General features: G+C 27.8%; 30 protein-coding genes and 1 tRNA gene. 9 read left to right on the top strand and 22 right to left on the bottom strand.

What is annotated here, in order from left to right:
• Positions 1-3: 3 nt before the first annotated feature.
• From JJ844_08600 to JJ844_08580, 5 genes are all read right to left on the bottom strand, one after another.
• Positions 4-450 carry a hypothetical protein gene (locus JJ844_08600; protein ID MBO6975736.1) on the bottom strand — a complete coding sequence of 149 codons (447 nt, stop codon included), beginning with the start codon at positions 448-450 and terminating at the stop codon, positions 4-6.
• Between the two features lie 67 nt (positions 451-517).
• Entirely contained in the window at positions 518-2740 is a 2223-nt protein-coding gene (locus JJ844_08595; GenBank protein MBO6975735.1) for a S1 RNA-binding domain-containing protein, read from the bottom strand.
• Positions 2741-2813: 73 nt separating this feature from the next.
• Entirely contained in the window at positions 2814-3125 is a 312-nt protein-coding gene (locus JJ844_08590; protein ID MBO6975734.1) for a TMEM165/GDT1 family protein, read from the bottom strand.
• On the bottom strand, positions 3126-3452 hold the full coding sequence (locus tag JJ844_08585; GenBank protein ID MBO6975733.1) for a TMEM165/GDT1 family protein: 327 nt from the start codon (positions 3450-3452) through the stop codon (positions 3126-3128).
• Entirely contained in the window at positions 3449-3796 is a 348-nt protein-coding gene (locus JJ844_08580; protein MBO6975732.1) for a YkgJ family cysteine cluster protein, read from the bottom strand. The genes JJ844_08585 and JJ844_08580 overlap by 4 nt, the downstream gene beginning before the upstream one ends.
• Before the next feature lie 82 nt (positions 3797-3878).
• Between JJ844_08580 and JJ844_08575 the strand changes: the two genes are divergently transcribed.
• Genes JJ844_08575 through JJ844_08565 form a run of 3 tightly spaced genes read left to right on the top strand, consistent with a single transcriptional unit; the run spans position 3879 to position 5046 of the window.
• Entirely contained in the window at positions 3879-3956 is a 78-nt protein-coding gene (locus JJ844_08575; protein MBO6975731.1) for a photosystem II reaction center protein Ycf12, read from the top strand.
• 15 nt (positions 3957-3971) lie between these two features.
• Positions 3972-4733 (top strand): HAD-IA family hydrolase, encoded by a 762-nt coding sequence (locus JJ844_08570; GenBank protein MBO6975730.1) that lies wholly within the window; start codon positions 3972-3974, stop codon positions 4731-4733.
• Complete coding sequence (locus tag JJ844_08565; GenBank protein ID MBO6975729.1) at positions 4720-5046, top strand: DUF565 domain-containing protein; 327 nt, start codon at positions 4720-4722, stop codon at positions 5044-5046. The genes JJ844_08570 and JJ844_08565 overlap by 14 nt, the downstream gene beginning before the upstream one ends.
• Positions 5047-5049: 3 nt before the next feature.
• On the opposite strand, the gene JJ844_08560 is transcribed toward JJ844_08565, so the two are convergent.
• Positions 5050-5223: a 50S ribosomal protein L32 gene (locus JJ844_08560; protein ID MBO6975728.1), complete on the bottom strand. Its 174-nt coding sequence runs from the start codon at positions 5221-5223 to the stop codon at positions 5050-5052.
• 131 nt (positions 5224-5354) lie between these two features.
• On the opposite strand from JJ844_08560, the gene ftsH reads away from it, so the two are divergent.
• A complete protein-coding gene (gene ftsH / locus JJ844_08555) occupies positions 5355-7109 on the top strand; it encodes an ATP-dependent zinc metalloprotease FtsH (protein ID MBO6975727.1) in 1755 nt (584 codons plus the stop codon).
• Positions 7110-7916: 807 nt separating this feature from the next.
• Here the strand turns inward: ftsH and JJ844_08550 are convergent.
• On the bottom strand, positions 7917-8501 hold the full coding sequence (locus tag JJ844_08550) for a peroxiredoxin (protein ID MBO6975726.1): 585 nt from the start codon (positions 8499-8501) through the stop codon (positions 7917-7919).
• A 301-nt stretch (positions 8502-8802) separates the two neighbouring features.
• Between JJ844_08550 and JJ844_08545 the strand changes: the two genes are divergently transcribed.
• Entirely contained in the window at positions 8803-8961 is a 159-nt protein-coding gene (locus JJ844_08545; protein MBO6975725.1) for a hypothetical protein, read from the top strand.
• 4 nt (positions 8962-8965) lie between these two features.
• Here JJ844_08545 and JJ844_08540 read toward each other — a convergent pair whose 3' ends face one another.
• Together JJ844_08540 and JJ844_08535 are read right to left on the bottom strand one after the other, a co-directional pair.
• Positions 8966-9187, bottom strand: coding sequence for a hypothetical protein (locus tag JJ844_08540; GenBank protein MBO6975724.1), 222 nt, complete (start codon positions 9185-9187; stop codon positions 8966-8968).
• A gap of 62 nt (positions 9188-9249) precedes the next feature.
• Positions 9250-9417 (bottom strand): hypothetical protein, encoded by a 168-nt coding sequence (locus JJ844_08535; GenBank protein MBO6975723.1) that lies wholly within the window; start codon positions 9415-9417, stop codon positions 9250-9252.
• Positions 9418-9625: 208 nt separating this feature from the next.
• Here JJ844_08535 and JJ844_08530 point away from each other — a divergent pair, with 208 nt between their 5' ends.
• Positions 9626-9793, top strand: a complete 168-nt coding sequence (locus tag JJ844_08530; GenBank protein ID MBO6975722.1) for a hypothetical protein — start codon at positions 9626-9628, stop codon at positions 9791-9793.
• 105 nt (positions 9794-9898) lie between these two features.
• Here the strand turns inward: JJ844_08530 and JJ844_08525 are convergent, their stop codons facing one another.
• The gene (locus JJ844_08525; protein MBO6975721.1) at positions 9899-10072 is read right to left on the bottom strand and encodes a hypothetical protein; all 174 of its coding nucleotides are present in this window, start codon (positions 10070-10072) and stop codon (positions 9899-9901) included.
• 336 nt (positions 10073-10408) lie between these two features.
• Positions 10409-10561, bottom strand: a complete 153-nt coding sequence (locus JJ844_08520) for a hypothetical protein (GenBank protein ID MBO6975720.1) — start codon at positions 10559-10561, stop codon at positions 10409-10411.
• Positions 10562-10641: 80 nt separating this feature from the next.
• Here JJ844_08520 and JJ844_08515 point away from each other — a divergent pair, with 80 nt between their 5' ends.
• Positions 10642-11010, top strand: a complete 369-nt coding sequence (locus tag JJ844_08515; protein MBO6975719.1) for a hypothetical protein — start codon at positions 10642-10644, stop codon at positions 11008-11010.
• Positions 11011-11402: 392 nt separating this feature from the next.
• On the opposite strand, the gene JJ844_08510 is transcribed toward JJ844_08515, so the two are convergent.
• The 6 genes from JJ844_08510 to JJ844_08485 all read right to left on the bottom strand — a co-directional run bounded on the left by JJ844_08510 (position 11403) and on the right by JJ844_08485 (position 13494).
• Entirely contained in the window at positions 11403-11657 is a 255-nt protein-coding gene (locus JJ844_08510; GenBank protein ID MBO6975718.1) for a DUF1651 domain-containing protein, read from the bottom strand.
• 11 nt (positions 11658-11668) lie between these two features.
• Positions 11669-11956, bottom strand: coding sequence for an ATP-dependent Clp protease adapter ClpS (gene clpS / locus JJ844_08505; GenBank protein MBO6975717.1), 288 nt, complete (start codon positions 11954-11956; stop codon positions 11669-11671).
• 68 nt (positions 11957-12024) lie between these two features.
• Positions 12025-12098 (bottom strand) — tRNA-Met (locus JJ844_08500).
• Between the two features lie 29 nt (positions 12099-12127).
• Positions 12128-12610: a tRNA (cytidine(34)-2'-O)-methyltransferase gene (locus JJ844_08495; GenBank protein ID MBO6975716.1), complete on the bottom strand. Its 483-nt coding sequence runs from the start codon at positions 12608-12610 to the stop codon at positions 12128-12130.
• Position 12611: 1 nt separating this feature from the next.
• Positions 12612-13172, bottom strand: coding sequence for a bifunctional adenosylcobinamide kinase/adenosylcobinamide-phosphate guanylyltransferase (locus JJ844_08490; protein ID MBO6975715.1), 561 nt, complete (start codon positions 13170-13172; stop codon positions 12612-12614).
• 10 nt (positions 13173-13182) lie between these two features.
• Complete coding sequence (locus JJ844_08485; GenBank protein ID MBO6975714.1) at positions 13183-13494, bottom strand: fusion glycoprotein F0; 312 nt, start codon at positions 13492-13494, stop codon at positions 13183-13185.
• 111 nt (positions 13495-13605) lie between these two features.
• Here JJ844_08485 and JJ844_08480 point away from each other — a divergent pair, with 111 nt between their 5' ends.
• On the top strand, positions 13606-14232 hold the full coding sequence (locus JJ844_08480; GenBank protein MBO6975713.1) for a cofactor assembly of complex C subunit B: 627 nt from the start codon (positions 13606-13608) through the stop codon (positions 14230-14232).
• Here JJ844_08480 and lptC read toward each other — a convergent pair.
• From lptC to rpmG, 5 genes are all read right to left on the bottom strand, one after another.
• Entirely contained in the window at positions 14229-14810 is a 582-nt protein-coding gene (gene lptC, locus JJ844_08475; protein MBO6975712.1) for an LPS export ABC transporter periplasmic protein LptC, read from the bottom strand. The two genes, JJ844_08480 and lptC, sit on opposite strands and share 4 nt — an antisense overlap.
• Before the next feature lie 37 nt (positions 14811-14847).
• Positions 14848-16383 carry a methionine--tRNA ligase gene (locus JJ844_08470; protein ID MBO6975711.1) on the bottom strand — a complete coding sequence of 512 codons (1536 nt, stop codon included), beginning with the start codon at positions 16381-16383 and terminating at the stop codon, positions 14848-14850.
• A gap of 67 nt (positions 16384-16450) precedes the next feature.
• Positions 16451-17635, bottom strand: coding sequence for an RNB domain-containing ribonuclease (locus tag JJ844_08465; GenBank protein MBO6975710.1), 1185 nt, complete (start codon positions 17633-17635; stop codon positions 16451-16453).
• A gap of 45 nt (positions 17636-17680) precedes the next feature.
• Positions 17681-17902 carry a 30S ribosomal protein S18 gene (locus JJ844_08460; protein ID MBO6975709.1) on the bottom strand — a complete coding sequence of 74 codons (222 nt, stop codon included), beginning with the start codon at positions 17900-17902 and terminating at the stop codon, positions 17681-17683.
• Positions 17903-17914: 12 nt separating this feature from the next.
• On the bottom strand, positions 17915-18109 hold the full coding sequence (rpmG, locus tag JJ844_08455; GenBank protein MBO6975708.1) for a 50S ribosomal protein L33: 195 nt from the start codon (positions 18107-18109) through the stop codon (positions 17915-17917).
• Between the two features lie 101 nt (positions 18110-18210).
• Here rpmG and JJ844_08450 point away from each other — a divergent pair, with 101 nt between their 5' ends.
• On the top strand, positions 18211-20655 hold the full coding sequence (locus JJ844_08450; protein ID MBO6975707.1) for a phenylalanine--tRNA ligase subunit beta: 2445 nt from the start codon (positions 18211-18213) through the stop codon (positions 20653-20655).
• Positions 20656-20699 lie beyond the last annotated feature (44 nt).

Genomic DNA, 20699 nt, shown 5'->3' with positions numbered 1-20699 from the left:
TTGCTACCAATCAGCATCATTATTACCCCAGTCATCATTTTGAAAAGAATTATTTGAAGAATTTTCATTATTTTTGAATTTTTTATCATCAATATTTTTGACTACTCTGTAATTAACAGATATTGTTGGCTGTGTTTCTCTAATATCCCTTTGAGGCGGCATCTCTATATCTGATTTTTCATATTCTTCATTATTTAAAGGTTCATAATTTTCTTCTATATTTTCGTAAGTATTATTATTCTTATTATTGCTTGAATTTATACAGTTCAGTAATGTAGTTATAAATAATCCTGAAAAGAATGAAATACTTATCAACTTTCCTATACTTGTCTCCTGAATGGTCCACTTAAAGTATCTAAAGGAAGTTCTCTGATTATTGTTTGTATATAATAATATTTGAAAAATTATTACAATTATTATAGTTATTAAAAAATATTTTTTCCTTAAAATCATACTATGAATTTATCTTTATTTTTTAGTTGTCTAATATTTCCAAGATTTATCATTGAATAATTATTTATGTTAATTCTAAATCAATTTGATATTTAAGAATATCAACTTTAATAATTTTTACTTCTATCTCATCTCCAACTTTATATGATTTTTTAGACTTCCTTCCAATCAATAAATTTTGTTTTGATCTATATTCGTACCAATCATTGTTAAGAGTGCTTACATGGACCAAACCTTCCACATTTAGTTCTGATATCTCAACAAAAAAACCGTAACTTTGGACTGATAATATAAAACCATTATATGTATTGCCCAATAATTTTTCTGCCTTTCTTACTTTCTTTAAACTTATTAAATTAGATTTATATTGTTTGATTTTGTTCTTATATTCATTAAGTTTATCTATTACAAATTTATTGAATAATGTATCTATATTTTTTGAAATTCCTGAATTAAAAATATCCCAATTTACTAACTCCCATGAATTACTTTCCATTATATTTATTTCTTTGATGTTGTTTTTCTTTGATTTCTTACCATTTATTATCATATTAAAAATACAGTACTGATTCATAAGGTTTGTGAAGTCATATCCTGGCAATGTCCAGGGAGAAATAAATCGTTTTTCTGATTGATCTTCATCTAAATTTTTAGAAATCAAATTTACTTCATTTTCCTTAAATTCATTAATTAGAAGTTTATGTAAGATTCTTTTTTTATTATCATCGTCGCATAATTTGATTATTTGGCTAAAAGGTAAATTACCCTCTTCATTTAGCTCTATCTCATTGCCAACAAATTCTGAATATTTAACTATATCATTTGCATTTATGTAATCTAAATTCCTTGAAATGTATCCAGCACTCTTTAATCCATATTGATTTGAGTGTTTGAACCATATTAAACTTGCCTCATATAGTATTGGGGAAAGGTATGTCTGGCAATCTTCTTTATTTAAAGGCTCAAAATAACCTTTTGAATATTCAACTGGGTTGTGAATAAAAAATTCATTTAATGACTCTATTTTATTAATTGGCGCAGGGATTTCGACGTTACCGTCCGAGAGATGCTTTTTTCTGAATGAAGTTGAAATTTCCAGTATTTTATCCAAATCATGGATGTGTTCCTTTATGGGCTTCAATAATCGTGAGGTTATTCTTGCTTTACTTTTTCTAGATAGAAGAGCTTCAGTATGATCAGTTCCAACAATAAGTGAACATTTTACTAAAGTAAGATGAAATGACCATTTAGTTACTTTATTATCGCTATCCAGATGCATGCAGAGACTTATTGCTTCTTTCTTTACACCTAATTTAAACTCAGAAGCATTTTTAATATCTTCATTGAGGTAGTTTCGCCAATTATTCAACAAGGGTAATGATTCACAGCCATTAAAGAATATTTCTAAGTATTTCTTATTGCTTAACTCTACTATTTCTGCAAGATTACTTGTATGTATCCATAATTTTGTACTACTATCTTTTTCTTGCTCTATTTGAATCAATGGGAGCATTGGGGAATTTTCAGATTCCCAACTTTTAAACATATAAGAGTTTTTATCTGATAAATCTATCCTCTCCCTTTTTTCTATCTTCTTGTATTCAATTAGATTTTCATCGCCTATATCAAGAAGATTGCTTTTAGACAGCACAAAATCTATATCTAATTCTTCATTATTTTTTAGTTTAAGTTCTTGTATTACATGGCCTAATCCTTGATCTTGACCTATTGGAAAGCTATCTATTTTTACTTTAACTACATTCTTATCTTCTTGTTTATAGGTGTATCTCTTATCCTCTTTTGGAAGTCTTATTTTAGAAAGAATCCTATCATCGATAGGAATTGCGTATACTTCATCGTTTATAGTTTCAACTTTAGAAAGAAGTATCTGATTTGATCTTTCAAGAATACAATCAACTATCCCTTCTGGAGATCTTCTTCTGAAACCCTCTTTTATTATCCTTACTAAAACTTTATCTCCATTCCATGCATAATTAAGTAGATTTTCTTTAATATATATATCTTCTTTGTTATTTTCTCTCACTGCAAAACAATAACCTTTGCTACTACATCTTATTTTGGCAACAATATGTTTGCTATCTGTTTTGCAAGTATATTGATTTTCTGCATTTTTATTTATTATTTCAAGTTTTTCAAGGGCTGATAAAGCGATAATTAATTTATCTTTATCAGATTTCTTTGTTATTTTTAATGATCTGCATAATTTTTTATATTCTAAGCCTTCTGACTGATTTAAATTATCTATTATGGAAGATGTAGAGAACATGTTATTTGTAAAAATTATGAATTAATAAAGTTGTTTATACTACATTATTACACCTTTTAACCAAGCTTAAAAACTAATTTTTTTCTTTATCTTCTTTTTCTTCTTTATTGATATCCAATGAATTTATAAAAAGCCTTATGCCAATAACAAAAAATGATATTGAGGCTATTGATTTCAGAGCTACTTCGGGTAAAAAACTTGAAATAGAACCACCTGTCAACGCTCCTAGTAAGCTTGCAAAAACAAGTGCAGAAGAAGATCCTAAAAATACTGCTAATGGTTTATTTGAAGTGCCGCTTATAGTTAAAGTGGCTAATTGAGTTTTGTCTCCCAATTCAGCTATGAATACCGTAATAAATGTTGATAGCAATAAACTTAATACCATTTATAGATAATTCTTAAAAGTATCATAAGCTAAAAATAAACTTATTATTATCATTAAAACTCCAGTAAATAAAGCAAATTTGCTTGGAGATATTTTATTTGATAACCATTTTCCAATTAAAACCCCTACTATACTAGAACTTATTAAAGCTAAAGAACTTCCAAGGAAGACAATAGTTGGCTTTCCCGATTCAGCTGAAAGCATTAGAGTAGCAATCTGGGTTTTATCTCCAAGTTCAGCAATAAAAATTGTTGTAAAAGTTGTAAAAAATATAGATAAAAAACTCTTTTCTACTTTATTTTCCTTTTGTTCTAGTTTACTGTTCATTTTTTAGACACTGCCATTTTAAATTTTTTCATCTCATTACTTCTATATCCATAATTTGATGAAATATGTTGTTTGCAGCAATCTATTAGAAATTTATCTCCAGATTTCAAATATCCTTTAAAAGTTGTAGAAAAATCATTTACTCGACAAAAATGAGGTCTGGTTTCGTAAATTAAGCATTTTTTGTTTTCTCTGTCGAGATTCTTGCACCAACCATCCTTGGCTGTCATTGATTTTATTAAAGCGAAATCTTCTTCGTTAAGTTTATCGGCCAGACTGCTTCTTTCGTCTAAGTTGAATTTACAACAAGCTCCGCAATTTTCTATACATGTCCATGATTTCATAATTTAATTCAATCTTGTAACGTATCAGTACAGTTCATCTATTTATTTGTAAAAATAGTATCACAAAACATATTCATTAATCATGGCAACACTTATTCCTTTAGCTGTAGTTGCGCTGGCTGGACCAGCAATAATTGCTCTAGTTTTTTATCGTAGGTAAAGAAAATTCTTTTTAGTGACTTATCTCGAGGGTGTTTATTGGGATTTAGACGGAACTATTGCAAATACAGAATTAGAGGCTCATTTGCCAGCTTTTAATAATGCCTTTAAGGAATTTAATATTGATTGGAATTGGGATACTAATAAGTACATTAATCTTTTGAAAATAAATGGGGGGAAAAATAGAATAGAGTATTACTCTAAAACAAAAAATTATAATTTATCGCAAGATTTAATTCTCAAAATTCATAAAAAAAAGCAGTTTCATTATCTGGAAATTATAAAAACAAATCGCGTTAGTCTAAAAACTGGTGTTTTTAGATTAATTAATGAATTACATAGAAAAAAAGTAAGACAATTTATTGTTACATCAAGTTCAAGAAATCAAGTTGATCTACTTGTTGAATATCTGTTTAATGGCTTTAATCCTTTTGAGTTTATTATTTCAAGTGAAGATGTTGAATTTAAGAAACCAAATCCTTTCCCTTATTTAAAAGCAATTCAATTGAGTGGTATAAGCAAAAATAACTCAATTGTTTTCGAGGACTCAAACCCAGGATTGAAATCTTCCTTAGCGGCTAACTTGCCGACAATTTTTGTTCCTTCAAATATTCCAAGTGTTCTTGAGGAAAATATTAAATTAGATTGTATTTTAGACAGTCTTGGTGATGAGAATAATGTGGCAAATGTAATTAAAGGCCCTAAACTTAAAAAAACATATGTTGACTACAGCTTTCTAAGTGATTATTTAGTATCTTTTAGTAATGCAGAAAACTAAATTTTCAAGGATTACCTACCAGTTAAATAATCTATTTTTTGGGTTTTTAAGTGATACCTGGAGGACTAAATCTATTGGTCTAATTTCTGTTTTGACCGGTTATTTTTTGTTTGCCAATTTCCTTACAAAATTTATAACTGAAGGTAAAAATGAATTAATTATGGTCCCAATAATTATTTTCTTTATTGAAATTATTGTAAGAATTAAGCCTTCCTCTAGTTCAAATTTTTACTATATATGGACAGTAGTTGATAAATTAAGAATTGGTGCAATTTATGCTGTTATTCTAGAAGCATTTAAATTAGGATCTTAAAGACTACTCTTCTTCCTCTTCTTCATCAATAGGGTAAACAAATCCTTGAGCTTTACCCGTTAGAACTGATTTACCTAAAGATATAGCTTTTTGAGCAGCTAATGCTGCTTTCCCTTTCCAGACAGCGTGCCTTTGGTTCCTTTTGCTTTTTGATTTTTTCTTCTTTGGTACAGCCATTCTGTTTCTTTATTACCATATAATAATATAACCTTTAACTGGTTATCTCCAAAACTTTTGAGTATATTTTGTTTATATACATCAATTTTATAAATAAGCATATATGCTTTATTAATCACTTATAAAGATTAGTGTTTAGATCAAAATTCTCATATTCAAATTCTAAATCAAGTTATTCGGATCTTGTAGATGATATGGAGACGGGAAAAATAGAATCAATATTTTTCTATCCTAGAAAGAGAGAAATAGATGTTCTGTACAAAAATGGCGATAAATTTAAAATACCTATCCTTTATAATGATCAATTAATACTTGAAAAAGCTACTGAAAATAAAATCGATCTCACCATTAACAATAGTAGAAAAGAAGCTTCGGCTGCTAATTCGTTCACTTCAATAAGTCTTTTCCTGATTTTTATATTAGCAATAGTCTTAATCATGAGGAGTACATCAAAATTGGCTTCCAGAGCCTTTGGTTTTACCAAAAATAAATCTAAATTTGTAACTATTGATGATGTAGAAACAAGATTTGACGATGTAGCTGGTGTCCCTGAGGCTGCTGAGGAATTAAAAGAGGTAATAACTTTTTTAAAAGAACCAAAGAAATTTGAAAATCTAGGAGCAAAAGTTCCTAAAGGAGTTCTTTTAATTGGCCCTCCAGGGACAGGTAAAACATTATTGGCTAAAGCAATTGCCGGTGAATCGGGAGTCCCTTTCCTGTCAATATCGGCATCAGAGTTTGTAGAACTTTTTGTTGGTGTTGGTGCAAGTCGAGTACGGGATCTATTCACTAAGGCTAAGGAAAAATCTCCTTGTATAATATTTATTGATGAAATTGATTCTATTGGTAGGCAAAGAGGTTCTGGGATCGGAGGTGGAAATGATGAAAGAGAACAAACCCTTAATCAGCTTCTAACTGAATTAGATGGTTTTGCTGATAATTCAGGGATTATTGTTTTAGCAGCAACAAATAGACCAGATATTTTGGACGCAGCATTATTAAGACCAGGAAGATTTGATAGAAAGATAGAAGTAATGCTTCCAGATTTAGATGGAAGAAAAAAAATTCTTTCAGTACATTCACTTTCAAAACCACTTTCAAGCGGAGTTGATTTAGGATATTGGGCTTCTAGAACAGTTGGATTTTCAGGGGCTGATCTTGCAAATTTGATGAATGAGAGTGCTATTCACTGTGCAAGAGATGAATCTAAATTGATTAGTGATCTTCATATAGAAAATGCTCTTGATAAAATTACTATTGGCCTAAGAAGTTCATTAATAACTTCTCCAAACATGAAGAAAATTATTGCTTATAACGAAGTAGGCAGGGCTATTGTATCTGCTGTGAGAAATGGAATTGAATCAGTTGATAAAATTACAATTTTACCTAGATCTGGATCTTTAGGCGGATATACAAAAATATGTCCTGACGAAGATGTAGTTTCTAGTGGCTTGATTTCAAAAAAATTATTATTTTCAAAAATTGAAATTGCTCTAGCTGGAAGAGCTGCAGAAACAATAGTTTTTGGTGAAAGTGAAATTACACAATGCTCTATAAACGATATATCTTATGCGACGAATATCGTAAGGGAAATGGTCACAAAATATGGTTTTTCAATTATTGGTCCAATTTCAATGGATTCTGATAATAATGAAATTTTTTTGGGAGATGGATTATTTAGAAGAAAGCCTCTCATGGCTGAATATACTAGTTCTAGAATAGATAATGAAATCATAAAGATTTCTAAAATCTCATTAAATAATTCAATAAAAATATTGAAAAAAAATAGACTCTTACTTGATAAATTAGTTGATATACTTTTAAATCAAGAAACTATAGATAAAAAAGTTTTTAAATTAACAACTTCTAAATTGTTGAAAGTTTGATTTAATTGTTTTAAATTAAATAAAAAATATAATATTTTCTTGATAATTAAAAACAATACATCAGAGTTATTAATTACAATCTTAGTCTTGCTAATTCTTCCATTTGTACAAAAACAATGGTTTAATTTGTATTTATTTAATATTAGTGATATTTCCTTTTATTCAATTCTTTATTATTTGAGCGGCATAATATGCCCATCTTTGGTATGTTTAAACTCTTTAAAAAATTATACATACTATAAATTTAATAAGAATAAAATTTATAGTAAAAATATCATTAAAGGCAAAAGATTATTATTCTTAGTAGCAATAAATTTGATATTTCTCTCATACTTTATAGCTGAATATATATATATAAATTTTGATCTTATATTTAATTTATTTCTTGAAGGAATTAATTTACCAAAACCAGATGTTTATCAGTTTAGTTTTTTCATATTTTTAATTTCTTTTTTATTAATTTTTAGGAAATGTAGGCTTTTATTAAAAAAATTAATATTGGTAAATTTTATTTTGATATCTTTTTATCTTTGGCATTTACAAATTAAAAATATTAATGTTGATGATTATTTTCATATCTATAGATATTTTGGTTTAAATAACTTTAATTTAATAAATCTTTTATTCTTATTATGTATAGAAATTTCATTTTTTACGTGGTCTTTCTTATCATATAAAACTAATTTAAGCGATTGGATTATATGCAAACCTCAAAAAGGGGATATGATCCCCATTTTGAATATATTTATTTTTTATGTTTTTATAATTATTTACTATTCAATACTTACTTAAAAGTTTCTAATCCTTCTATAGCGCAGAAAAATATTCCTTACTACCTTTGGGGTCCTCTAACATTGTCTTTTCCCCTGGTGTCCAGTTTGCAGGACATACTTCATCAGGGTTTGCCGCAACGTATTGATAACCTTGAAGAATCCTTAGTGTTTCATCAACATTTCTGCCTACAGGAGCCTTATTAACAGTCGTATGCATAACTACTCCATCAGGATTAATAAGAAATAATCCTCTATCTGCCTCCCCATCATCATTAAGGACATTGTAGGCCTGGCAAATTTCTCTTTTTAGGTCAGAAACTAATGGATAGTTAATATCACCTATTCCACCTTCATTTCTTGGAGTTTGTATCCAAGCCAAATGACAGTGTTTGCTATCAACTGATACCCCAAGTATTTCAGTATTAAGTGCTGAAAAATCTTGATATCTATCACTAAATGCAGTGATTTCAGTGGGACATACAAATGTAAAATCTAGTGGGTAAAAGAATAAAACAACCCATTTACCTCTTAGACCTGAAAGTGTAATCTCCTTAAACTCTTGATCATATACTGCTGTAGCACTAAAGTCTGGTGCTTCTTGGCCAACTCTTAAGCTCATGAAAAATTTGTCCTTATTTAAAATATTTATGGTCTGAATGACCGTATTAAATATTATAATTTTATTAATAATGAATTAGCAAGTTTTTTTTTAATTCTATGAAATGGCATTATTCCTTTAGTAAGAAATTTACAATTTTGAATCATAATAAACTTTTAAAAAATCTCAAAAAGGAATTAATTAAATACCCCATTAACAGGCTTGACAACAAAAATTCGAATTAAAAGAAATTTTATTTAATTTAAGATTCCTGTAAACTCAAGTCTTTATAATGAGTATTATTCTTTTTAATATTTTTTTTATGGCTAAATATATTGAAAGACTAAAGGATAAAGTTAAGATAAAAAAATTTGATTCAAATCAGCCAATTGGAGCTTGGATTTTCGTTATTATATTGAATATTGTAGGATTTGCGGGTTATTTTTACCTAAAGGTAAATCATATACAACTAGGCGGTTAAAAACTCATCTAATTTCCTTTTTAATTGATCGACAAAAATTTTTAAGTCTTTCATTACTCGTTAAGTCAGGTAAAGTCCATATTGATTCTTTTTCAGGTAATGGATCTTTGCTCCATTCTTTAAATTCTTCCATTATTGAAGCATTATTTAATTTTGAAGTAGATTTTTTTCTTTTTTTTATATACTTTCTTATTACTATAAGATTTGCCTCAATATATTCCCTCATAATAATAGATTGACTTATATAAATTTATCATCTAGCAAGTGAAGATTAATAGAAAAGATTAATTAGACATTTTGTACTGCTTGAAAAAGTCCAAATGAGTAACCCCCTATTAGAATCCAGCCAAGTACACTTGATATTATTGTAGATCTTCTATTGTGTCTCCTAATAGCTGATTCAATCATCTCATTAACTTCATCTCTATTAAGGTATTCTTTCTTAGAGTTTTTCATTTTTTTTTTTTTCTTCTTCCTTACAATAAACCAATTTATAAGAAAGTGAGCTTGTTATTTTTAATTAATAGTAAGAGCTTTTTTATTTGATGATTTTATAAAAATTTTTTATATTTAGTATTAAATATATAATGCAATTTTAAGAGTATTTTTAAAATTATAAGATAAGGTATATGAGATAAAGGATCATAGTTTTTTTTATAAAAAAATGAACATTAATGATAAATCTGTTTTAGAAATGCTTAATAAACTTATTACTATTAAAAGACTAAATAAATCTCAAATTCTACAAATGGTGAATTTGGTTTCAATATCAAATGATATCAATGATTTAAAGGATAATTTAAAATGGGAAAGTTCTAAATCATTTTATTAAATTTAAAATACATAAACTTATTTTTTGATAATTATGAATTCTTGAAATTTAAATAAGAGATAGATGAACTAATTAATAATTTTATAAATAATTTATGTATGTTATTCAAATAAATTTTTGATAATAATTTTTCTTATGTGAAACTTTTTCTTGATTACTATAATTAAGTGTTGTTTTCTTATCCTTATTAAATGATTTAATTAATATTGTAGAGGCAATGATTATTATTAATAATATTAGTAAATCTCCAACCGTAATCCCTCTCTCCTTAAGATTCATAATAAAGCATATATTTTTTTAAATATAACCTTTATTATTTAATAAACTAATAATTTTTACAAACATGCTACGAATAAATATTAAGTAAATATAAAAAGAATATAAAAATATAAAGACTAAAACCTTTTGAGTCATATAAAAAAAAAAGGTGAATTACTTATATGGAAGTCAAAAAAAAAATTAGTTGCTCTAATACTCCTGATTTTTTTTCTAAAGAGATGATTATCACAAAAAAATCTCTCAACGAAAATCAACTCAAATTTACTTATCAAAAACAGTTAATCTCAGATCTAGATTATAAGCATAAGGAATGGTCAAAATCTATTGAAAGTACTTTTAAAAGCTTTCATTGATTATATTTAGAAGTTTATTTCTTTTATTTGTATTTTTTTCTTCCCAATGAAGTGTGACTTCATCATTAAAGATAGGTTTTGCTTCATAGGCTAAATACCAGAGAATAAATCCTGCAGGAAATATTAAAATATGCATAACAAGAATTAGTTGACTTAAATCAAATATAGTGCAACACTTATAATATGCAAGTGTGACACTAATTTTTTTTTATAATTATGCCCTCCCCGAGGAAAAGAATTGGTTTTTTGCCAAGTGAAGAAGTTCATGAAATAATTGAGAAATTGTGTACAGCTAATGAATTTAGTCAGTCAAAGGTCACAGGGATATTGGTCGAAGAAGCATTAAGGTCTAGAGGAGTATTAAATGAGTCTTTTGTTTCTGGTAGCATTGATAAAAATAATTTTATAAATTCTTCCTTTGAACAAGAAACATTCTCTAAAAATAATAAATCTCCAGGTAATGGAGACGATTATGCAGTTAATAAAAAGGTATTAATTGATAATATTAAAATGATGCATGAATTTATTGAGTTTAAGTATTTTAAGAGAGTCATGAACCAAAATAACAATATTTTGAATGAATAGTGTCACACTTATAAGATTCATGTGAGGTTGCTTTTTAATGAAAATTAGAAATTAAGAAATTATAAGTATTTTTGAAAATATTTCTAATCAGCTTAACAAAGAGGTATCAAAAAATAAATTGAATCTTTAAAATTCAGCGGACTAAATCCTCGTGGAGAAAAGATCTTTAGCCCGCTTTAAAAAAATAGCAATAAAAAAATTTTTATACAATAAATATGTAAATATACTTTTGATTTAAAATTGGAATATAAAAACTCTAAATCTAAATTGCAGTAAGTGAAATAAATGAAGACACAACGAATGGCTTTGCTACTTTTGAAGCCATTTAATTTACCTGTCAACTACAGGCTTAATCTTATAATTTACATAGCAGATCCTAGCAATAATATTTGTTATAAAGAGTCTTCCCAAACTGGTTTGGTTCTCCTCCAACCTTGAGCGATAAACTTTTTCCATTCATCTCTAGCTTTATCAACTTTAAGTTCTTCTCTTGTTGTCATAAGAGGTGGTTCTTTTCCTAAAACACCAATAATTCTTCCAGAATCAATAAACATATATTCAAAAAATCTATCTTTATTTTGCTTATTTTTTGAAAATCTTTTAACCCTTGAACGGTTCGCATTTATAAGCCAAAAATCTTCTATCAATCTTAATTATTTTATGTTTTCTCAATCGGAGCCATAGTTAATCCTTTGCTTAAGAGTTGTTCATGATATAGCTCTGCCTGTTCAAGATTACCTCTCCATACTTCCGCTGATCCTGTTTTGTCAACTTTGATGCATAGTTCCCATGCAATTTTTTCACTCATACCTGGAATTATGGTCAGAAGACAATTTGCGACATGTTGAAAAGTATTAAAACTATCATCAAGAACTATTACCCTAGCTTCTGGATATTTTGCTTTAGATTTCTTTTCATCTAAGACTGTGCTGAGTGAATTAAACATTATTTTCTGTACTAGTTTTAGTCAGTTAAAAATTTCACTAAAGTTCCTCAATCGAAAAGTATTGAAAATGTCTCGAGCGTGACTTGAACACGCGACCTGCGGGCTATGAATCCGCCGCTCTAACCAGCTGAGCTACCGAGACATGGAAATATTGTAAGGCATTGGTTGTACTTAATTACCATTTTGAAAATTTATTTGTTTGTGAGCCTCATATATAGCAATTCCGCATGCTACCGAAAGATTTAGACTTCTAACACCTTTTTGATCATTGTTTCCAGTTTGTAAATTTGGCATAAATATTGATATTAAAAAATCGCTTTTATCAATAATGCAATCTGGCAATCCAGAATCTTCTCTTCCAAACAATAAAACATCATCTTCCTGGAATTTAAAGTCCTTCAAATACATCCCATTTTTTTTACTAAAAGATATTATTCTTTTTTTTAATTTTGACTCCAAAAATTTATTAAAATTAAGATATTTATTAAAAGTAACTAAAGGCCAATAATCTAATCCTGCTCTTTTTAAATATTTGTCTTCTAATTTAAAACCTAAGGGCTCTATAAGATTTAAAGGGGTATTAAATGCAGCACATGTTCTAGCAATATTACCAGTATTCTGGGGGATTCTAGGTTCAAAAAGCGCGATTTCCAATTTAAGTAGGTATTTCTAAACTTATATCATCTATTTTGATTGCTCTACCGTTTATTGCAAGCCAGTTATCATTCGATAATTTTGTAATTTTCTTTTGCAGCTCGCCTATTCTTTCAATATAAGTATTACCAATTTTATATTCTGAGACCAAACTCCAACCAACTTGCTCACCAACTATAAATGTTATGCTTTTTCTTTTCTTTAAATGAACTATTAGTGAATGCATCTTTGTTAACCATTCTTTGTGTTCTCTTTCTATACTTTCCATTACAAATCCGCCAATCGAATCTATTAATAATGGACCCTCTTCAATTCTTAATGTATTTAGTAGATCTGTCGTTTCTATTAATTTCCAATCTTTTGGTCTTCTTTTTCGGTGTAAATTAATTTTATCTTGCCATTCTTTATCATCAACATTGTTTTCAGATAAGGCTACATATGATAATTTCTTTACCTTCTTTGCTAAATACTCTGCGAATTCACTTTTGCCACTCTTTGTACCTCCTGTAATAAAAATAATATGAGAGGAATAATCACTATTGCTTAAATCATTTGCATTCATAAATTCTCTATTATTTAGAGAAATACCACCATGTTGCTAACGGAATAATTGTTGCAGCTATTAATAAACCAATAACAATATAAATAGCGGTTGAACTATCCGTATCTTTTGATCTCATAGTGTTAAAATTTGGATCAACTACGGGATTATCAATAGATGAAGGCTGACTTTTTTCGTAATTGATAATGGTCTTTTGTTGAGTAACACCAAAAAATTTATATATAGTATTAGATTCTAATGCGTACGTAGTAGAGGGAATAAGAGTAAATATTAAAGAAGTAATGATGAAAGAAAAAAGATATTTATTAATGTTTAGGTTCATTTTATAAGGTTTTGGTTAATTATATATTAAAAACCATATGTTTGAGTATTTTTAAACGTACTAAACAATATAATAATTGCATAATTTAGATAGAAATAACGTATTTAATATATGGGATTCAATGGGAAATCTTTAATATTAATAGGTACAATACTTTTTATTTTCCAGATAGTAAATTTCTTTTCAATAGAAATAATTACTCCTGAGCTTGAGAGAGCACAAGTAATAGCTGCAATAGCTTCATTAATTATTATTTTGATAGGTTTCTTATTTAAACAATTCGAACCTTTAGCTGGCGAGAAAGCTGATTTAAAAGGAGAAAATAAGTTTCTCTTTGATAGAAACATGCCGGATGAAGTTATTGATGAACTTGCATGGGGTTCTGAAGCGATATTAACTTCTACAGCAGCAGCATCAATATTAATCCACAATGATGGAGTCAATATCCTGAGAAGAGGAATTACTTCAAGTAATGAGTTTAAACCTGGGGAAACTTGTCTTAGATCCGTAAAAGATATGAAATTAATATCGTTGGCAAACACTAAATTTTATCCCGGAAGAGATGAATTTTATAATTTTTGTGCCGAAATTCCATCTATTTTGGTTGTACCTATAGATAATAAGTCTTTTATATTGATAGGTGGCTGGAGTGCTAAATGTTTTACAAAGTCTGATGAAAAATGGTTAAAGAACTGGTCGAAAAAAATAAGTAATATTTTTCAAAAAAATAATATTTAAAAATAAATTATTGAACGAACTCTTTTATCTTTTGCTTTAAAACTTACGGATTCTGTTTTGAGGTTATAATATGCATTTTCTGAATTTATTTCATATCTATTCTCATTATTATCGTCCTTAATTACATATTTTACGGGATTAAAAAATTCTATTATGTTATTTGAACTCAACCTGGCTTTTTCTGAATTTAATATGATATTTTTATTTTCAAATCTTATATTCCCCTCTAATAGATAATTAGCCTCTTCAATATTCCAAATAAAATTATCAGCATATAAAAAATCCTCATTTTGCTTAAGTGTTTTTAATTTCACATTACCTTTTAATTTAAGGAGATTATTGTTCTCTGATAATGTAGATTCATCTGAATTAATAATATATTTGGGTTCATCACCTTTAAAAATGTTAATGGTTGGTTTTTTTAATTCAAACTTTAATTCATTATTGTTATAAATTGAGTTTGTACTACTAATTGAATATAATTTTTCTCCACTCTTAGAGAAAATATTCATATCTAAATTATCTATTTTTTGTATTACTTTATATTCTTTAATTTCATTAAGTTTGCATCCAAAAATAAAAAATGGTACGAAAATTATTAATAATCTATATATTCTATTCATATTCGAGCTTATTTATTATTGGTGTTGGTTTAGGAAGACTTGAATTACTAATTAATAATCCCCATCTTAATTGTTGTTCCCAAGGAATACCTTTTTTGTATATAGAGCCAAGTTGTTCGTCTATTTTTGATGACAATCCCGGCAATAATGGCAATAATAATAATCCTATAATTCGTGTACTTTCTAACACGTTATAAATAATTTCTTGAACGGTAGTTAAATTATGTTTTTCTTTTATTAACATCCATGGTTCATTATCATTCAAATATAAATTTGTATTAATCGCAAGGCTAAGAACTTCATTGGCTGCTAAATCTAATTTGTAAATTTCAAATTTATGAAGATAGCTTTCAACTGCAATTTTGGCAAAATTCTCTAATTTATTTTCACTTGATATCTTTTCAATATTTGGCACCTTATTATCAAACCATTTTCTAGACATAGATGATGTCCTATTTAGTAAGTTGCCAATTGTATTAGCTAAGTCATTATTGATAATGTCAACAAATCTTTTATCTTGGAAATCTCCATCATTACCTAGTGATATGTCTTTGATTAGGTACCACCTTACAGGATCATTTCCATATTTAGAAAGTAATAGGTCAGGGTCCAGAACATTTCCTAAACTTTTCCCCATTTTTTGACCCTCTCTAGTAAGAAACCCATGTCCTAAAACCTTTTTAGGAATGGTCATGCCAGCAGAGAGAAGCATTGCAGGCCAATAGACGGCGTGAAATCTAAGTATATCTTTACCAATTAAATGAACATCTGCGGGCCATCCATTATTAATTGATTTTTGTAATGAACAATCCGTATCCTTAGAGCTAATTGCACTTACATATCCAAGCAAAGCATCAAACCAGACGTAAAAAGTATGATTATCGTAATCAGGGACAGGAATGCCCCATGAGACATTAGTTCTTGAGATTGAAAAATCTTTTAAGCCTCTAGAAACAAAATTTATAATTTCATTTCTTCTTTCAATTGGTTCTATGAAGAAAGGTTCATTGATTATTTTCTCAATTTGGTCTTGGTATTTCGATAGCCTGAAAAAAAGATTCTCCTCATTTTTCCATTCTAAATTCTTTTGATGTATTGGACATTTGTATGTTGATGAGTTTTCTGGATTATCTTTAAATTCTTCACATCCTACACAGTACCAACCTTTTTGTACTCCCATATAGATATCATCTGATTTTTTAACTCGTTCATAAAATTCATTAACTACCAATTCGTGTTTTTTCGAGCTTGTTCTTATGAATTTATCAAATGTTATATCCCACTTTTTCCAATTAATATTAAATATTTCTGAAATTTCATCACAATGAGTCTTTGGTTCGATACCTTTCTCATTAGCTGTTCTTTGTATTTTTAAACCATGCTCATCAACTCCCGTGATAAAGATAACTTCTTCGCCTATAAGCCTCTTATACCTTGCTATGGCGTCACAAATTATTGTTGTATAAACACTTCCCAAATGTGGTTTATCATTTACATAATATAAAGGCGTAGTAATGACAAAACTCATAAAACTTTTTTGCTAATTTTAACAAATATTTTTTACTAATAATAAGTAGTTAGATTAAATTCTTTTTTTAATAAACAAACTCTAAAAGATTATTATCATTTATGTTATATTTTACTTTATATATTTTATTACTATATATTTCTATTGATACAAAAAGAGTAATAAGAATTTCTAGTGAATACTCTGGGAATAAAACTAAAGCTATATTTTTTTTATAATTAATCCACTTAACAAATATTATTTTATAAAAATTTTTATTTTCATTTTTAAAAAATATTGATAAATATTTGAATTTATCATTTTTAAAGATATTATTATTTTCTGTTTGTCTATTTTTAGAATAATCTATAATTCTAGAAATAGAACTTGTACTGAGAAGTTCATAATTATTAATTTTGTTATAAACCTGTCTTTGTATAATTAAATCTAAATATCTTCTTAATGGTGAAGTGCATTGTACATACATTGGTAGCCCCAATGATTCATGATTACCGGGTTTAATTGTAATATAACTTCTTCCCATATATTGCTTTAATAGTATATATTTAATTTCACTTTCATTATATTTTGTAAGAATTTCGTTTGGATTACAATTAATTTTTTGAACTCTATATGCAGCCGCTAAGTTATATTTATTTATAAATAAACTTGTAACATAACCCATTAATATCATTGCTTCTGCAACAATAATTTGTGCTATCGTTTTTTCTAATTTAGTTATTAAGATTTTATCTTTATTTAATTTAATTTTACAATTAGGTCCCTCAAATAAAATTGCCCCTTGTTTTTTTCTAAATAAGATACTTTTTTCTAATAAATTTTTAATTTGAATTAATTCAATTTCTTCTTTGGGTTCTAATTCCAATATTTCATTTGCATCGTCATATGTTAATTGATATTTAGGTTTGATAATAGCTTCAATTATCTCATACTTATCTATTGAACCATCGTCGTTGAATTCTATTGATGCGCTTATAGTTTCTGAAATCTTATTTTGAGCTAGATTTGCCTTATTAAGAATTTCTGTAGGGAGCATTGAGATATATTGATCCGTAAGATATAAACTATTGTTTTTCCTTCTCGCTTCAAGATCAATATTAGAATCATGCAAAAAAAGTTTGCAAGGATTACTAATATGTATCCATAGTTTTGTCATATTTCCTTCTTTTATTTCTAGAGAAATAGCATCATCCACTTCATGTGGATTTTCAGAATCTATAATATACGTTTTTAAATTAGTTAAATCTTTCAAATATTTGGAATATTAATTATAGAGCTAACTATATCCAATATTGCATTAGCCTTCTGGATTTACAAAAGGTAAAAGTGCTACAATTCTTGCCCTTTTAACAGCTAATGTAAGATCCCTTTGTTGTTTTGATGTTAAACCAGTCATTCTTCTTGGTAGAATTTTTCCTCTCTCAGTAATAAATTTTTTGAGAAGTTCTACATCTTTGTAATCAATAGGATCTCCCGGTTTAATAGGTGATAATTGTTTTTTAAAAATTGAATTAGGCATGATTTGTTCTGATTACTTTATTTCTTTGTGAATAGTCATTCTGTTTAGATGAGGATTAAACTTTTTTAGTTCTAATCTTTCAGTAGTATTTCTACGGTTCTTTTCGGTAGTATATCTTGAGACACCATTAGATCTCTTAGGGTCTGTGCTTGTTCTAGCCTCAGTACATTCTAGGGTAACTACAACTCTTGTCCCTTTTTTGGCCATTTTAATTAATACGTTAATGTATAATTTTCTATTGTACATCTTCAAGAAACTATTTTGAAGATATTTCCAATTCTTTTATTATCATTGAATAAAATTTATACATGAAAGTTTCTCATAATTGGTTAAAAAAATTAGTAGAAATTAACTCTACTCCTGAAGATCTTTCTGAGAAATTATCCATAGGGGGATTTGAGGTTGAATCTCTAGAAGACTGTTCAAAAAATGTTAATGGCGTTGTTTTAGGTAAGGTTTTATCTGTTTTAAAACATGAAGGTTCCAATAAGCTTTCTATTTGCCATGTCGATATTGGTAATACAAAGAATTTGCAAATTATCTGTGGTGCTCGAAATATAAAACCAAATATTTATGTCTATATTGCCACTGTGGGTGCAAAATTAAATGCTGTAAATTTAACTATTAAAAGAAGCGAAATCAGAGGTGTATTGAGTGAAGGAATGATATGTTCATTGCAGGAGCTTGGTTTAGAGGACTCCAGTGATGGGATTGCGATTATTGATGAAGATTTAGCCTTGAAACATGAATTGGGGACTCCAGCGTCTAATTTGCTTCAATTAAATGATTTTGTTTATGATTTAGCCATTACAGCTAACAGGCCTGATGGAATGTCAGTTATAGGTATAGCACGCGAAATTTCTGCTCTTTTGGAATCAAAATTCAATTTTCCAGATTTAAATCATAGATATAATATTCACTTACTTAAAGAAATTAAGCTTTGCACCGAAGCAATAACATCACATTGTCTTTATACTATAACTCTGATTGATGGAGTTAATGGTGAAAAATTATCTCCAAGATGGATTAAAGATCGTTTACAAAAATCTGGTATAAAATCGATAAATCTTTTAGTTGATTTAACAAATTATATTCTTCTAGAACAAGGTCAACCATTGCATGCTTTTGATAAAGATAAATTATCAAGTCTAATTGGTAAGGAAGTTACTCCTGAAGACTTTTCTGTTAGGAAAGCAGTAGATAATGAAAGTCTCGTATGCCTAGATGGAAAAAAATACGATTTAAATGAAAATATAACAGTAATTACTTGTTGTGATAAACCAATCGCTATCGCTGGTGTTATGGGAGGTTTAGAGACTTCGGTATCCAATACTACTTCATCTATTTATCTAGAAGGAGCTGTTTTTAATCCCGTTACCATAAGAAAATCCTCGAAGGAAATTGGGATAAGAACTGAATCTAGTAGCAGATATGAAAAAGGTATTTCATCTCAAAATACAATAGATTCTGTAACAAGAGCTATCAATCTTCTAGAAGAATTTTTTACTATTATTAAACCAACTATTCATACCTCAAATTTAATAAATAACGAGGATAATTTTATAAAATTACGAAGAAGTCGTATACATAAAATTCTTGGTAAATTAATTACCAATGATCAATTAGATAAAAGAAATTTATCTGATCATGAAATAATTGATAAATTAAAACTCATAGGTTGTACTTTAAAAAGTAAAGAATATGGCTGGGATGTAGCAGTAATTCCTAATAGATCACAAGATTTAATTAGGGAAATAGATTTAATTGAAGAAATTGCGAGACTAATAGGGTATGACAGATTTGATTTAAATCTACCTAATCCTATTAAGCCTGGAAAATTAACATCAGAGCAGTTGGCTTTAAGAAAGATAAAAAATGGCTTTATTGATAATGGTTTTAATGAGGTACTAAGTTATTCTCTTGTTCCAGAAGAAAATGACAAACTTATAAAAATTTCTAACCCTTTGCTACAAGAGACTAGCTGTCTTAGAAATAATATATGGAAAGAACATTTAGAGATTGTAAATCGTAATATAAAAGCTGGACAAACAAGTTGTTATGTTTTTGAAGTTGGAAATGTTTTCTTAAAGAATTCAGAATTTATTCAAGAAGAAATATTGAATGGCGCAATTTTTGGAAATAAAAGATTTGATAAATGGGTTAATTCAGTTGGAGATAATGATCTTAATTATTATCAGGCAAGAGGCAAGTTAAAGGAAGCTTTATCATGTTTAAATATAAAAATTGATGATAGGCCTACTAATTCTATGGATTTCCTTCATCCTGGGAGGACAGCTAAATTATTTATCGAAGGAAAAGATGCAGGATATTTTGGTGAAATTCACCCTAAACTTGTATTAGATAAGAAGGCTTTAAAAAAAATTTATTTATTTAGTATAAATATTCCAATACTTTTGGGAGCCGCTACAAGGAAAAATAAATGGATTCCAGTATACAAGCAGTACCCAATTGTTCCAAAAATGGAAAGGGACATAAATTTTATTTTTAGCAAGAAATATCTAATTAATGAAATAATATCTCAAATAAGAAAAACAGGAAAAAATTTACTAGAAGATGTTGATTTAATTGATGTTTTTGAGGATGTTAATCTTGGGGAAGATAATATAAGTTATACCTTTCGATTATCCTATAGAGACAAAGATAAAACATTACTCGACTCAGATATTTCAACAATTCATTCAAATATTATTTCAAATGTTGAGAAAATATTTGATACAACCTTGAGAAGTTAGCGCAATTACAAGTCTTAAATGAGACTAATAATAAGTCTATTAAT

Origin of the sequence: Prochlorococcus marinus CUG1435 (assembly GCA_017644375.1) — a bacterium.
Lineage (GTDB): Bacteria > Cyanobacteriota > Cyanobacteriia > PCC-6307 > Cyanobiaceae > Prochlorococcus_A > Prochlorococcus_A marinus_AH.
This window is presented reverse-complemented; position numbering and strand designations above follow the sequence as displayed.